The sequence below is a fragment of the Pelagimonas sp. KU-00592-HH genome, assembly GCF_040369695.1.
In the GTDB taxonomy this organism is placed as follows: Bacteria; Pseudomonadota; Alphaproteobacteria; order Rhodobacterales; family Rhodobacteraceae; genus Shimia.
Window position 1 is genome coordinate 243,944 of sequence record NZ_BAABWM010000002.1, and the last position, 14,243, is coordinate 258,186.

The following is a 14,243-nucleotide window of genomic DNA, read 5'->3' on the forward strand; positions in this document are numbered from 1 at the left end:
CAGGGTTTCAGGGCGCAATCAGGACGGCAGGAATTTCACCCCGCAGAGAGTTGCCTATGGTGAACGCTTGCGCCGTTTTCAGATCCTGCAATGTCACGACCTGTTCCCGAACGTCCTCCTGGTCCAGTAGACGCTGACGCAGCACACCCGGAAGACACCCCGACCCAAGCGGCGGCGTCACACGCTCACCGTTTTGCAGGGTGACAAAGACATTGGTGATCGTGCCTTCGCAAAGTTCATCACGCTCGTTCAGGAACAGCCACTCATCCACCCCTTCAGGCAGATCGGCACGCGCCCTGTCGTAAACCGCGCGCTGTGTGGTCTTGTGCACAAGCCAGGCATCATCCGATTGCAACCGCGTCTTGGCAATCGCCACCCTCCAGCGCGCCGCAGTCTCCCCAAGCGGGGCCGAGGTAAACTCACGCCCCCCGTCCGCCCCAAGGGTCAGACGACAGCGCATCGGCTGATCCGCAGCAAAATCCGCCAGTTCACCAACAATGCCCTCACGGTCAAACGGATACCCAAAGCTGTCCGCCGACCGCTCCAGCCGTTGCAGATGCCGGGGAAGATCGTGAAACCCGCTCTCAGGCTCAAACCGGAAGGTCTCGATCAGGCGGGTTCCGTCGGGAACTGGCTCGCGAAACGGGCTTTCCATAGCGCCTCCTCGTATTCCGATGGCCCGGTGCTGTCCCAGACCACGCCCCCACCGACATTCAGCACGGCGCGATCCTCATCCACCATCAAGGTGCGGATCGCCACATTGAACTCGGACGACCCATCCGGCGCTGCCCAGCCAATCGACCCGCAGTAGATGTCCCGCAACCACGGCTCCAGATCATAGAGAATCTGCATCGACCGCAGCTTGGGCGCACCCGTGATCGACCCGCAGGGGAACAGCGCCCGCAGAATATCGCCAAGACCGGCCCCGTCCTGAAGTTCCGCCGCCACCAAGGACACCATCTGGTGCACCGTGGCATAGCTCTCGACCTTGAACAGTTCCGGCACATGCACCGAACCGGGTTTCGCCACCCGGCTGATGTCATTGCGCAGAAGGTCGACGATCATCAGGTTCTCGGCGCGGTTTTTCTCGTCCCGCGCCAGCCACAGCTTGCGCTCGGCATCTGCCACCGGATCATCCGAGCGCGGCTGCGTGCCCTTCATCGGGCGCGTCTCGATGCGCCCCTTGTTGTTGGTGCGAAAGAACAGCTCCGGACTGCGCGACACCAGATCCGGCAGGCCGTCCTGCAAGACAAGCGCGCCGTGACCCACCGGCTGACGCGCCGCCAGCGCCGCATAAAGCCCCTCAACGTCACCGTTAAAGACGGCATCCTGCGGAAAAGTCAGGTTCGCCTGGTAGATATCACCGGCCCCGATGAACCCATGCACCTTGTCAAAAGCCTCCCGATAGGTGGCCTCATCCCAGCGCGGCGCAAAACTGCCAAGGCTAAAGTCGCCGCCCGCAAGCTCCGGCGCATCTTCGGGCGCATCGAACACCCCAAAGCACATCAACGGCAGCACACGGTCTTCGCGCAACCGATCCTCTAGGCGCGGCTCCAGCGCACAGCCCATCTCATAGCTGCAATATCCCGCAAGCCATTTGCCCGCCGCACGCGCCGAATCCAGATCGGCCAGCGCAGAATCTACCTCGTCCAACGTCTCGGCACGGATCATCCGCTCGGGCTCTGCAAACTGCACTGCCCGCCCTTCAGGACCGCGATCAAACCGAATCTTCACTGTGCAACCATACCCCATGCTACAGAATGGACCTCATATACGCCCCTTGATACAGTTGAACAGGGTAGAAAGCGGCAAGTTGCAGCAAATTCCCGATACCCCTTGAACCTTGCCCCGCGATGTCTATAACCCACGACAATTTGCGCATTCGGGCGAGTCTGCCACTCTGACGCCGCCCCACAATCCGAGGTCCGCCATGCCCAAAAGAACAGACATCTCCTCGATCATGATCATCGGGGCCGGTCCCATTGTGATCGGTCAGGCCTGTGAATTCGACTATTCGGGGGCGCAAGCCTGTAAAGCTCTGCGAGAAGAAGGCTACCGCGTCATCCTCGTGAACTCGAACCCGGCCACCATCATGACCGATCCGGGCCTCGCAGACGCGACCTACATTGAGCCGATCACCCCCGAGGTGGTTGCCAAAATCATCGAAAAGGAACGCCCCGACGCGCTCCTGCCGACGATGGGTGGCCAGACCGGTCTCAACACCTCGCTCGCGCTCGAGGAAATGGGCGTGCTTGAGAAATTCGGCGTCGAAATGATCGGCGCGACCCGTGACGCCATCGAGATGGCGGAAGACCGCAAGCTGTTCCGCGAGGCCATGGACCGCCTCGGCATTGAGAACCCGCGCGCCTCGATCGTCACCGCACCGAAAAAAGACACCGGCGAAGCCGACCTCGAAGAGGGCATCCGCCTCGCGCTGGAAGAACTGGAAGACATCGGCCTGCCCGCCATCATCCGCCCCGCCTTTACCATGGGCGGCACCGGCGGTGGCGTGGCCTACAACCGCGAAGACTATATCCACTTCTGCCGCACCGGCATGGACGCTTCGCCGGTCAACCAGATCCTGGTCGATGAATCGCTGCTGGGCTGGAAAGAATACGAGATGGAAGTCGTGCGCGACAAAGCCGACAACGCCATCATCGTCTGTTCGATCGAAAACGTCGATCCGATGGGTGTGCACACCGGTGACTCGATCACCGTCGCGCCGGCCCTGACGCTGACCGACAAAGAATACCAGATCATGCGGACCCACTCGATCAACGTCCTGCGCGAGATCGGCGTGGAAACCGGCGGCTCGAACGTGCAATGGGCCGTGAACCCGGCAGACGGCCGCATGGTCGTGATCGAAATGAACCCGCGCGTGTCGCGCTCTTCGGCGCTGGCCTCCAAGGCAACCGGTTTCCCGATCGCCAAGATCGCCGCGAAACTGGCGGTCGGCTATACGCTGGACGAGCTGGACAACGACATCACCAAGGTGACGCCCGCGTCCTTCGAACCCAGCATCGACTATGTCGTCACCAAGATCCCGAAATTCGCGTTTGAGAAATTCCCGGGTTCCGAGCCCTATCTCACCACCGCGATGAAATCCGTGGGCGAAGCCATGGCCATCGGCCGCACCATCCACGAGTCGCTGCAAAAGGCGCTGGCGTCGATGGAATCGGGCCTCACCGGTTTTGACGAGGTGGAAATCGAAGGCGCGCCCGACAAGGCCGCCGTCATCAAGGCCATCTCGCAGCAGACCCCGGACCGTATGCGCACCATCGCACAGGCGATGCGCCACGGCCTGACCAACGACGAGATCCAGAACGTCACCATGTTCGATCCGTGGTTCCTGACCCGCATCCGCGAAATCGTCGATGCCGAGGAACAGGTCCGCACCGAAGGCCTGCCGTCGGACGAGGCCGGCCTGCGCGCGCTCAAGATGCTCGGCTTCACCGATGCCCGCCTTGCCAAGCTGACCGGCTACAAGGAAAGCGACGTGCGCAAGCGCCGCGTGAACGCCGGCGTCACCGCCGTCTTCAAGCGGATCGACACCTGCGCCGCCGAGTTCGAAGCCCAGACCCCCTATATGTATTCGACCTACGAAGCCCCGATGATGGGCGAAGTCGAATGCGAATCCCGCCCCAGCGACCGCAAGAAAGTGGTCATCCTCGGTGGCGGCCCGAACCGGATCGGCCAGGGTATCGAATTCGACTACTGCTGCTGTCACGCCTGCTATGCGCTGACCGACGCGGGTTTCGAAACCATCATGATCAACTGCAACCCCGAGACCGTGTCGACCGACTATGACACCTCGGACCGTCTGTATTTCGAACCGCTCACCTTCGAGCACGTGATGGAAATCTTGCGCACCGAACAGGAAAACGGCACCCTGCACGGCGTCATCGTCCAGTTCGGCGGCCAGACCCCGCTGAAACTTGCCAACGCGCTCGAGGCCGACGGTATCCCGATCCTCGGCACCACCCCCGACGCCATCGACCTCGCCGAAGACCGCGAGCGTTTCCAGGCGCTGGTGAACGAGCTGAACCTCAAGCAGCCCAAGAACGGCATCGCCTCGACCGATACCGAGGCACTCCAGATCGCAGAAGACATCGGCTTCCCGCTGGTGATCCGTCCCTCCTATGTTCTGGGTGGCCGCGCGATGGAAATCGTGCGCGACATGGCCCAGCTCGAGCGTTACATCAACGAGGCCGTCGTTGTCTCCGGCGACAGCCCGGTTCTCCTCGACAGCTACCTGTCAGGCGCAACCGAACTCGACGTCGACGCGCTGTGCGACGGCGAAAACGTCCACATCGCGGGCATCATGCAGCACATCGAAGAAGCCGGCGTCCACTCCGGTGACTCGGCCTGCTCGCTGCCGCCCTACTCGCTCGAAGCCGACATCATCGAAGAGATCAAACGCCAGACCGTTTCGCTGGCCAAAGCTCTGAACGTGGTTGGTCTGATGAACGTCCAGTTCGCGGTCAAGGCGGGCGAAATCTACCTCATCGAAGTCAACCCGCGTGCCTCGCGCACCGTGCCCTTCGTAGCCAAGGCAACCGACTCGGCCATCGCCTCGATCGCCGCACGTCTCATGGCAGGCGAGCCGCTCTCGCACTTCCCCGAGCGCCCGCCCTACGAAGAAGATGCCGACATCTCGACCCCGCAGCCGATCGCCGACCAGATGACCCTGGCCGATCCGATCATGCCGTGGTTCTCGGTGAAAGAGGCCGTCATGCCCTTCAACCGTTTCCCCGGCGTCGACACCATCTTGGGTCCGGAAATGCGTTCGACCGGCGAAGTCATGGGCTGGGACCGCTCCTTTGCGCGCGCCTTCCTCAAAGCCCAGCTGGGCGCAGGCATGATCCTGCCCACAGCAGGCAAGGCCTTCATCTCGATCAAGGACGAGGACAAGACCGAGCTGATGCTCGACGCGGCCCGCATCCTGATCGACCTCGGCTTCGGCATCGTCGCCACCGCGGGCACCGCCAGCTGGCTGACCGAACAGGGCGTGGCATGTGAACGGGTCAACAAGGTCTACGAAGGCCGCCCGAACATCGTCGACCTGCTGAAGAACGGCGACATCTCTCTGGTGATGAACACCACCGAAGGCGCGCAGGCCGTCAACGACAGCCGCGAAATCCGCTCGGTGGCGCTGATGGACAAGATCCCCTACTTCACCACCGCCGCCGCCTCCAACGCCGCCGCCCGCGCGATGAAGGCCCGCGAAGAAGGCGAGATCGAGGTGCGCAGCCTGCAAGGCTAATCCGCCCTCCGAAAAAACATCAAAAACGCCGACATCCTTGACCGATGTCGGCGTTTTCGATTCTGGCGGGTGGTAAAGTGGCGGCAAATCTCTTGGAGAGCGACATGAAGACATTTGCCCTTTCGCTGGCCCTCTGCCTCGTCGCCGCGAGCGCAGCACAGGCCAAGCCCCCCACCTGCCGCACCTGGCAGGGTATGGAAGTGCCCTACCTTGGCAACCCCGCCGTCGAGGGCCTTGGCGGTGCCACGACCGACCGCAAAGGCCGCGCCATCATCGCGCTGCACCCCGAACGCCTTGGACAGCTACCACCGCTGGTCGCCGATTTCTGGCTGATCCGCGAATGCGCGCAACATGCCATCCACCCCACCCGTCTGACCGAGCAATCCGCCGACTGTTTCGCCATGAAGACCATGCTGAAAAAGCGCAAACTCTCGACCACCGAGCAGATGAAAGCCCTGCAAACCCAGCTACGTGCCCTGCCCGAAGACGCATTGCCACGCGGTCCGATGACCGAAGCCCGCATCACCGCCCTGCCCGCCTGTTTCGAGAACTGACCGCCGCTTACCGGATGCCCAGCACGAGATCACTCATCTGGAGAGCATACCGGTCGGTCATGCCGGACACGAAATCGCAGAGGGACCGCGCAGCACTATAGGGATCACGCGCATCACGCATGTCGATCCCGCTCGCCCGGATCAGCTTGCGCGCGCTGTCGTCTTCCGCCTGCAACCGGTCCAGATCCCAGTCGCACCGTTCCAAGCCCACATAAAGCTCCGAGAAAGCATCCAGAACATTGCCGATGGCCCGCTCGCCGAGGATTTCCAGCTTGGTCTTGCGCGCCGAGGTAAAGACACGCTCGACACAAAAGGCGCGAATGGCATTGAACAGCGGCCCAAGCGGGCCGTCTTCGCTCAGCGCGCCATTGTAGCGCCCCACCATGATCGCGTCGTAATTGTCCCAGAAGGCCGCCATGCAGGAATCAATCGCCCGCCCGATCGCGATGGCCCTGAGGTAAGACACCTGCTCTTCTTTGCTCTGGCTGTCCTTCACCGTCTTGTTGCCCGCAAGCGGCCCCAAGAGCTTTACCGCCTCCTCATAGGACACATCCCCCGAGGCGAAAGCGTCCTCGACGTCCACGATGTTGTAGCAAATGTCATCCGCCGCCTCGACAAGGAAGGCCAGCGGATGCCGCCGCCACATCGGCGCCGCACCCCCCGCGACCTCGATCATCCCGACACCCTGCGCCACGGTGCCGAAATAGCCGGCCTCGGACAGGTAGAACCCGGGCTTCTTGAACGACACGTATGGTGCGTTGCCCGCTGCCTTCCAGGCCCGCGCCGCCGGTTCGCTACAGGTATACTTCGAAAACGACCCCAGCGTCGCAAGGCTCAGCCGCATACCGCCTTCATTGCGGTACATCTCGGTGCGCGTCAGGATGCGGAAGCCTTGCGCGTTGCCTTCAAACCGGCGCAGCTCCACTTGCTCCTCAGCGCTCATCTGCGAGAACAGCCCGTGCCCCGCATCCAGCACCCGGCAGAACCACTTGCCGATGCTCTCTTCCCCCGAATGCCCGAACGGCGGGTTGCCGATGTCATGCGCCAGACAGGCCGCCTGCAACACATAGGAAAGACGATGCGGCGCATCCGCCCCGACGCCTTCAATCTCCCGTTCCAGCAAGCCAGCCCCGAGCTTCATCCCCAACGACCGCCCCACGCTCGCGGTCTCGGCGGAATGGATCAGGCGGTGGTGAATGTGGTCCACCTCGTAAAGCGGATGCACCTGCGTCTTGTTGGCCAGCCGCCGGAACGGCGCGGAAAACAGGATGCGGTCGGCGTCCTGGTGAAACACGTCCCTCGACGGATCTTTTTCCGGCTGCTTGTCGGCCCCCAGAAGATCATCACACAGCAACCTGTCCCACTGCATCCGCATCACATTCACCTTTCAACTGTCCCTGCACCTACCTATTGGCGCACCGGAAACACCGCAAGCAAAGACCCCCGAAAACCCGATCCCGCACCTCCGCAATACCGCCGCGATACCGACGTAATACCGACACCGATTTCCCGCCCTTTTCCCCGTCCGGAACGGGCGCAACCCCGCCACCCAAGGCCGGAGATTTTTTCCACAAAAAAATGCAATTCAGGGCTTGCGCCCCCCCGCCAGCTTCATTAATTAGCCCCTCACTGCTGGGATGTAGCTCAATTGGTAGAGCACCGGTTTTTGGTACCGTAGGTTGTAGGTTCGAGTCCTACCATCCCAGCCAGCAAGTCCACGAAATTGAACGACAAAACACCTTAAACGGCATTCTCGCGACATGTCCGGGGGTTACGTATGCCGTTGCGGAACGGAGACTCCGAGTCATACCGACACGGAGCCTGAAATGGTCCAAAGTCTCTGTTTGGAATTCCCACGGTACGAGTTTGCAGTGTGCAAGCCTAGCTCTTAGTTGTTCGATCAATGATCAATCTTTCAAATTGAGACTGGTCAGCAAACTGTGTGCCTACGCTCGTTTGCTACCACCTTACCCCCACAGTCATCGAAGACCCAATCCATCCAGAACAGATGCTCGGGCCAGTCTTCTCCAGCGCGGATGACGACGATGTCGCCTTCCTGAAACCGCATGGCTAGTTAGCCCAATCCGCGCCAAAGTCCGACCTCAAAATCGACAGATTGATTTGTCACTACTTCAAATAGGAAGGGGCACAAATTGTAAGTAGCATTGTGAGTTTTAGACGTGAGTTTGCCAGTACAGCTTCCATATGGCGATTTGCCAGATCGCTCTTTTTGGCGAAACGCCAGAAATGACGATACCTTCCTGACCTTCGATCTGTTTCAGCCCAAGTTCAATCTCGAAGCAAATATGCGGGTTGCGACGGCTGGCAGTTGCTTCGCTCAGAATGTTGCTAGGTATGTTCGAGCTTCGAACCTAGTCCTCGTAGACGTAGAGCCCACACCCAAGTTGATGCGTCCGGAAACCGCCAAGCGTTTCGGCTACGGACTCTTCTCGGCACGCTACGGAAACGTCTATACCGCTCGCCAGTTCCTGCAGCTTCTGGATGACACCGCTGCGCCCACTGTTCACGATGCCGCCATTTGGGAAAAGTCAGGTCGCTACTTTGATGCCCTTCGCCCCAATGTTGAACCTCACGGCTTTGGAACGAAAAGTGAGCTGATAGCACACAGGATCAGCCACCTTCATAAGCTGCAGGATTTGTTTAAACAGATAGATGTGATGGTGTTCACATTGGGATTGACCGAATGTTGGGTAGATGTGCCCACGGGCATTGTCTTTCCAACAGCCCCAGGAGTAATCGCTGGCACGTATGATCCAGCTCGCCACGCTTTCCTCAATCTGAGTGTCAGAGACACAATCGAGGATCTCGACTGTATTGTGGAACAGCTCCAGAGCTTCTCGGAGAAGGTCAGAGTCCTTTTGACGGTTTCCCCTGTTCCGCTGACGGCTACGGCTACGGGTCTACACGTTCTCCGTGCAACCACATATTCCAAGTCAGTGCTACGAGCAGCCGCAGAAGAAGTTTCAAATCGGCACGAAAACGTCGACTACTTTCCTTCTTATGAGATGATCACTGGCACGCCGTACCACGGCCATTTCTACGATCCGAATATGAGAACTGTGACGAAGGAGGGTGTGGAAACAGTGATGTCCGTGTTCTTCGCATCTCACCCCGATGTCCAGGAAACAGAAGAAGAAACGGGGGAAGCACTATCCCAAGATAGCAATGGCGTGGATGACGAAGCCATTTGCGAGGAAGCGCTCCTGGAGGCATTCGCAAGAAAATGAAACTATTGGCTATTGGAGATTCTCATACCTCAAAACTCATTGCCGCAAGTTTGGAAGATACCTCCTCAGTTCAACTGGTTCCTTTTGCCAAACCGGGAATTAGTTTGGATGAGTTGTCCGTAAGCAATGGGCGAATTCATGCAGTCAGCAGCGACTTCAGAAACCGATTAGAACAATTGGGAAGTCAGACGCCTCAGGCTCTGAAGGATTTTGATGTAATCGTCGTAGTTGCCATGTCTATCTCGGTGTTCAGCGTTGCCCGCATGTCCAGTGACAAGCTCGTCACTGGATGGCCATCTGGAAATGAGGCCGTTCAAGAACTAGTCTCGGGCAATGGAGAAAACCTACCCGCACTTCTGTCTGAGCAAGCTCTGCACGAAGGTTTAGTTGACTTGGCGAGAAACAGTTTCTCTTTCCAGCTTGCATCTGCAATTCGGCGTGAAGGGAATGTGCCCATTGCCTTTGTTCCCCAACCATTTCCTTCTGAGCAGGTTCTCGACAAATCTTCGAAACTTATCGAGATAAAGCGTATCGTAAAGCGCGGGGATGGACCCGGATTGGCACGCTCATTGAATGCAGCTTTGCTTAACGCATTTGAAGCTATCCCAAATTCGCGGCTTTACATTCAGCCGGACGGAACCAGCGTGCAGGGCTGTTTAACCGGTCTGGAATTCATGCGAGGTGCCAAGCGGCTTAGCCAAAACTCCAAACAGCCCAAATCAGATGTTCTACACGGAAATGCTTCGCTGGGCCGAAAATACCTACACTTAATGCAAGATCTCAGTTGTGCCTCCCCGCAAACATAGTGCTATCAGCGAACGTCCATGGAACGGAAGTGCCAGTGAAGACAACCTCCTTGGAGGATTCCAGTTTTGAGCACTTCAAAATGCACACGGGTCGACCGGTTCAATCAGATCGAAGAAAACTGTTCTCGCTGTTTAGACCAGACTGCCGAGAAATGCGTTTTAATGAGGTAGTCCGTGGTCAGTCCGGCTGGCTGCTCACCTAGTGAAATCGCATCCAGGACATCAGGAGCGATTAAGGATAAGTTGGCCACGTCCTGAACACGGCGTTTTGAAACTCCTTCGGCTTCAGCAATTTCTGCTAGCGTTTTGCCTTTAATAACCATTTCCAACCATCTGCGTCCCTTCAAGACGTTCTGAATCAAGGTCTGATCAACCTCTGCTGGTGCCTCCCCCAAGAAGAGCTTTAGTTCCACTCCACGCCGGCGCATTTGGAAGGGGGCATTGATTTCAAGACTTGCGGCATCGAGTTGATCCGGCTTGCACCCAAAACTGCTAGCCAGGCCTTCTCGATCTAATCTTACTTTGACGTAACCTTGCTGCAGTTCGCATCGTTCAATCAATGCGAGGTATTCTGGAGAACCTTCCATCTCCCCCAGCTTCTGCGACAAGCCTAAGAGTTCGGTTGCCGCCAGACCCTTGGCAATTCTAGCCGCCGCGTCGGCTCTCCTCAGGTGTTGCTCCACCAATTCAGTCAACAAACCCTCCAATTGGTCTGCTGGCAAACGCCAGGCATCCGGATGCTTCTGACTACGATCTCTGACTAACCTGCGAGAAATGTAGTAGCGAAGCCGCTTGCCGTTTTTACGACTGTGGCTGGGCGTCAAACCATCACCGGTTTCATCAAACAGTTTACCGGCAAGAAGCGACTTGGCAGTTTTCCTTTTGGAACCTCGACTTGTAGCTGACCGACTCTTCAGCATACCTTGTACTTTTTCCCAAACATCCGGATCGATAATGGCTGGATGCAGCCCCTCGTAAACGTTGTTCTTGTGACGGATGCGGCCCGCATAAATTGGGTTGCTAAGTATGTGCTGAAGGTGGCCTCGGTCAAAATGGGTACCGCCTGAAATTCGGTGCCCCGCCTTAGTGCGGCATCTCGACCTTAGATCGAGTTGCTCTGCATGCTCTTTCACTTCTCTAAGAGACCCAAGCTGAAGATACAGTTCAAATAGTGTTCTGACGGTTTCTGCTTCGGCCTCATCGAGTTTCAAAGTTCGTCCCTCAGGCTGGTAGCCCAGAGGGACACTTCCGCCCATCCACATGCCCTTTCTTTTGGATGCTGCTATTTTGTCCCGTATTCGTTCAGCCGTAACCTCTCGCTCGAATTGGGCGAAGCTGAGGAGCATATTAAGTGTCAAACGCCCTATACTGGTAGCGGTATTGAAAGACTGCGTTACGGATACAAATGAGGTGTTAGACGCTTCCAACCGGTCTACCAGCTTCGCAAAGTCAGTCAGGGAACGCGTCAATCTGTCGATTTTGTAGATCACAATCTGATCAATGCGTTTTTCGTCAACAGCTTGCATCAATCGGTGGAGCGCGGGACGATCGAGGTGGCCTCCGGAAATACCACCGTCGTCAAAGTGGTCTGGTAACAGTTCCCAACCCTCATGTTTTTGGCTGGCAATGAACGCCTCGCAAGCTTCGCGCTGAGCATCGAGCGAATTAAAGTCTTGCTCCAGGCCTTCTTCGGAACTCTTTCGAGTATAGATGGCGCAACGAATACGCCGCATCATTGCACCCCAAAGAAGCGAGGGCCCGACCATCTTGCGCCAGTGATGTGGCGAGCGATCGCTGACAGCGACCGCCATGTCTTGCCGCCCATGACAAAACCACCATTGACGACTTCAACCTGATACGTGCGCCCATTCCACTCCCGAACCAGTTGCGATCCTGGCTTGGCTACTGTAGGCACTGCTTTCCCAACTGCAATTTGCTTCAACCGCCTTTCCGTAATGATCGAGGCTTTACCCAGTTCTTGGGTTTGATACTCCCAGATGAGTACTCGCCTCATGAACTGTGTGGAAAGGTGCTTTGGTGGAGGTCTGTCAAAGGCCCCTCTCCAGCGCTCAAGGCAATCACGTCGATCAAATTGCTCTATTCCAGCCAGTTCTTGTTGAAAGTTCGCGGCGCATTTTTTCGTCATGGATTTAAACTCCCACGACCAGGTAAAGAATTGCGTTCTTGTCGGTATCCGCCCTTACAAGAGGAGAGACCACCTTGCCAAGCTTTGCCCCCGCGACCTGAGCCCTACAAATCTGCCAGCAAAAGAAACTATCAGTTTCTGATGTCGTAGCGCCGTGCTTGCAGCTCTTCAACTCAGCCGATTGCTTTTGCCGCGCATGTCTCCCAGTTGCGCCCTTTACCTGCGCCACTACGATTTCACCTAAGGTTTTCATGTTTTACTCTCTCCACTCTTTTGCCGAAGCCTATCTCCCGTCCGGTACTGAGTGGAGCCCGGCGTTTCCGGGCGAGATTTTTCGACACCATTACCGCTGCCATAAGCCTCAAAGTCCAGTGATATTCGAGAAGGCCGGGAAGCGAACTTTCGCTGCAGGAGCACCACTTGGGTGGAAACGGATCATAGAGCTGACGTTCGGGATATTGTCTATGAACTCGATAAAAGCGCTCGACGTTTGCGTAGGGAACGATTGCTATCGGTATGGTGTAAGATGCAAAAAGAATTGACAAGGCACTAACAATTCTGGTTCCCCTATCCGTTCAAATCATCCGCCCCAAGCCGCAGGGCGTCGCGAAGCGCCCGGATGTGATGCGGGTGTTTTCCAGGATCCGATGTTTTGGCATCGAAATCATCCTTGTTACGTTCTGTACCACCTTCCATCGACCAATAGGAGTTGTGTGATACAAAGCGTCTTCGATGCGAAGAATCCGGCACTTCGTTGCCCGGCTTCAGTTTTGGCATCACTGCCACATCCTTGATTCCGCAGAAGTAACTCGCTTGTCCCTCTATCCCGAACTGTTGCTCCAAAGGGCCTGAAACGATGTCGCCTGTGATGATTCCACGATGCTGCGAATAGATATTCGTCCAGCGGGTGTACCCAAAAACTGCGGCATGATGTGGCCAGCGCGGTATTTGGGCCTGCGCTTTGCAATACTCTTTGCGCTTATTCTCATTGGCTTGCATAATCGCAGCATCTGCGCCCTTCGGGTCCTGCGGGATATTAAGTTTCTCTTCGTCTTTGGTCAAAGCCCCAATGAAACTGGCGCGGCCCCTGCGATAGCTGAAATGCCGTAGTCGCGTCGTACCATCATATTCCAGCGTTGGCGGACAAGTTGCGAGGATCCTCTCCTTCTGTAGTGCGCGCAGGTCTTCATGACTTTCCGCCATCAAAAACTCGGCATGGCTGAGTGGCGAACCAAGCGTCACAAAGTCACTTACGGGCCAGGTGCCGCCCATCTTGTTCATTTCGCAGCGCGCGGCATCTTGCTGTTTCTGATAGGCCTCCACGTCCAGCGCGGGCGGCTTGTCGTCTTTCGTGTCCAGTCCTAGTTTGTGACGAATGAACTCTTCCAATTTGTCGCGTTCAGGTTGCCGCGCCGAATCCGGCAACGTCGTGTCCAGTGATCGGGCATTTGCCGCAAAACACTCGGAAAGGATGTCATAGGCAACGATGGAGCCCAGCGAATGGGCCACCACAACAATTCGGTCGTAATAGGGTTGATCTGGCTTGGCGCTGTCTCGTTGATCGATCAGGGATTGCAAAAATTTTACGCCTTTTCGGCGAATTTCTTCGCGCCGGGCGATGTTTGGCGGTTCGGCCTGAGTATAGCGCACTACATCGCCAATACGTTTGACGAGAATATTGGAAACGAACCAGGCCGCAACCAAACTGACCCCGCCAGTAAGGAAAGAGACACTCGGCAAAGTCGTTTCCGCTATGTCGCTCTTGGGCCAGGCAGACCACAACGCCCCCCCGGCAATCGTCAGGGTCGCGACCCATAGCGCAATCCAGGCAAACAGCACGCCGCGCGGCACCCGCTTGAAGGGGTTACGCCAGAGCAGGCCGGCAATCCATGCTCGAACTTGCTCCCAGGTGGTTCCATATACCAAATGGGCCCAATAGTATTCGAAGAAATCCGTGTAATAGCTGTTGTCGCCCTTTTCTGTGGTAATGCGCCCGGTTTCATAAAGCCCGGTGCGTGGGTCCGGTTTGCTCCAGGTCGGGTTGCGATCCCGTTTTGAGGTTCCTAGATCCTCTTCTCCGCGCACAGGTCGGCGATTGTCGATAACACGTAGATCATAATTCCAAACCGTTTCAACAAAGCCTCGCACGGTCTCCATGGGCACCTGCTCGCCCATTCCATGAATAACGATGACCGCCTGTCGAAATTTCTCTCCTTTAGCCATCAT

10 protein-coding genes and 1 tRNA gene are annotated in these 14,243 nt (G+C 57.2%); 5 read left to right on the forward strand and 6 right to left on the reverse strand.

What is annotated here, in order from left to right; genetic code table 11:
• Positions 1-7: 7 nt before the first annotated feature.
• Both ABWV42_RS08400 and ABWV42_RS08405 read right to left on the reverse strand, forming a co-directional pair.
• Positions 8-655, reverse strand: coding sequence for an aminotransferase class IV family protein (locus ABWV42_RS08400; protein ID WP_353339724.1), 648 nt, complete (start codon positions 653-655; stop codon positions 8-10).
• A complete protein-coding gene (locus ABWV42_RS08405) occupies positions 610-1,734 on the reverse strand; it encodes an aminodeoxychorismate synthase component I (RefSeq protein WP_353339725.1) in 1,125 nt (374 codons plus the stop codon). Before ABWV42_RS08405 ends, ABWV42_RS08400 begins: the two co-directional genes overlap by 46 nt.
• A 196-nt stretch (positions 1,735-1,930) precedes the next feature.
• Here ABWV42_RS08405 and carB point away from each other — a divergent pair, with 196 nt between their 5' ends.
• Together carB and ABWV42_RS08415 are read left to right on the forward strand one after the other, a co-directional pair.
• The gene (carB, locus tag ABWV42_RS08410) at positions 1,931-5,263 is read left to right on the forward strand and encodes a carbamoyl-phosphate synthase large subunit (protein ID WP_353339726.1); all 3,333 of its coding nucleotides are present in this window, start codon (positions 1,931-1,933) and stop codon (positions 5,261-5,263) included.
• Between the two features lie 104 nt (positions 5,264-5,367).
• Complete coding sequence (locus ABWV42_RS08415) at positions 5,368-5,817, forward strand: hypothetical protein (RefSeq protein WP_353339727.1); 450 nt, start codon at positions 5,368-5,370, stop codon at positions 5,815-5,817.
• 7 nt (positions 5,818-5,824) lie between these two features.
• On the opposite strand, the gene dgt is transcribed toward ABWV42_RS08415, so the two are convergent.
• On the reverse strand, positions 5,825-7,192 hold the full coding sequence (dgt, locus tag ABWV42_RS08420) for a dGTP triphosphohydrolase (protein WP_353339728.1): 1,368 nt from the start codon (positions 7,190-7,192) through the stop codon (positions 5,825-5,827).
• A gap of 258 nt (positions 7,193-7,450) precedes the next feature.
• On the opposite strand from dgt, the gene ABWV42_RS08425 reads away from it, so the two are divergent.
• The 3 genes from ABWV42_RS08425 (at position 7,451) to ABWV42_RS08435 (ending at position 9,871) form a co-directional block, all read left to right on the forward strand.
• Positions 7,451-7,526, forward strand: a tRNA-Gln gene (locus ABWV42_RS08425).
• 471 nt (positions 7,527-7,997) lie between these two features.
• Positions 7,998-9,065 (forward strand): GSCFA domain-containing protein, encoded by a 1,068-nt coding sequence (locus ABWV42_RS08430; protein ID WP_353339729.1) that lies wholly within the window; start codon positions 7,998-8,000, stop codon positions 9,063-9,065.
• Positions 9,062-9,871, forward strand: coding sequence for a hypothetical protein (locus tag ABWV42_RS08435; RefSeq protein ID WP_353339730.1), 810 nt, complete (start codon positions 9,062-9,064; stop codon positions 9,869-9,871). The genes ABWV42_RS08430 and ABWV42_RS08435 overlap by 4 nt, the downstream gene beginning before the upstream one ends.
• A 104-nt stretch (positions 9,872-9,975) precedes the next feature.
• On the opposite strand, the gene ABWV42_RS08440 is transcribed toward ABWV42_RS08435, so the two are convergent.
• The 3 genes from ABWV42_RS08440 to ABWV42_RS08450 form a co-directional block, all read right to left on the reverse strand.
• Positions 9,976-11,682, reverse strand: coding sequence for a recombinase family protein (locus tag ABWV42_RS08440; RefSeq protein ID WP_353339731.1), 1,707 nt, complete (start codon positions 11,680-11,682; stop codon positions 9,976-9,978).
• On the reverse strand, positions 11,604-12,017 hold the full coding sequence (locus ABWV42_RS08445; protein ID WP_353339732.1) for a DUF2924 domain-containing protein: 414 nt from the start codon (positions 12,015-12,017) through the stop codon (positions 11,604-11,606). Before ABWV42_RS08445 ends, ABWV42_RS08440 begins: the two co-directional genes overlap by 79 nt.
• A 567-nt stretch (positions 12,018-12,584) precedes the next feature.
• Positions 12,585-14,240, reverse strand: a complete 1,656-nt coding sequence (locus ABWV42_RS08450) for a hypothetical protein (protein ID WP_353339733.1) — start codon at positions 14,238-14,240, stop codon at positions 12,585-12,587.
• Positions 14,241-14,243: the final 3 nt, after the last annotated feature.

Coding starts and splice junctions, on each gene's coding strand:
- ABWV42_RS08450 (WP_353339733.1), bottom strand. CDS start 14,240: ATGGCTAAAGGAGAGAAATTTCGACAGGCGGTCATCGTTATTCATGGA.
- ABWV42_RS08415 (WP_353339727.1), top strand. CDS start 5,368: ATGAAGACATTTGCCCTTTCGCTGGCCCTCTGCCTCGTCGCCGCGAGC.
- dgt (WP_353339728.1), bottom strand. CDS start 7,192: ATGCGGATGCAGTGGGACAGGTTGCTGTGTGATGATCTTCTGGGGGCC.
- ABWV42_RS08445 (WP_353339732.1), bottom strand. CDS start 12,017: ATGACGAAAAAATGCGCCGCGAACTTTCAACAAGAACTGGCTGGAATA.
- carB (WP_353339726.1), top strand. CDS start 1,931: ATGCCCAAAAGAACAGACATCTCCTCGATCATGATCATCGGGGCCGGT.
- ABWV42_RS08400 (WP_353339724.1), bottom strand. CDS start 655: ATGGAAAGCCCGTTTCGCGAGCCAGTTCCCGACGGAACCCGCCTGATC.
- ABWV42_RS08435 (WP_353339730.1), top strand. CDS start 9,062: ATGAAACTATTGGCTATTGGAGATTCTCATACCTCAAAACTCATTGCC.
- ABWV42_RS08440 (WP_353339731.1), bottom strand. CDS start 11,682: ATGGCGGTCGCTGTCAGCGATCGCTCGCCACATCACTGGCGCAAGATG.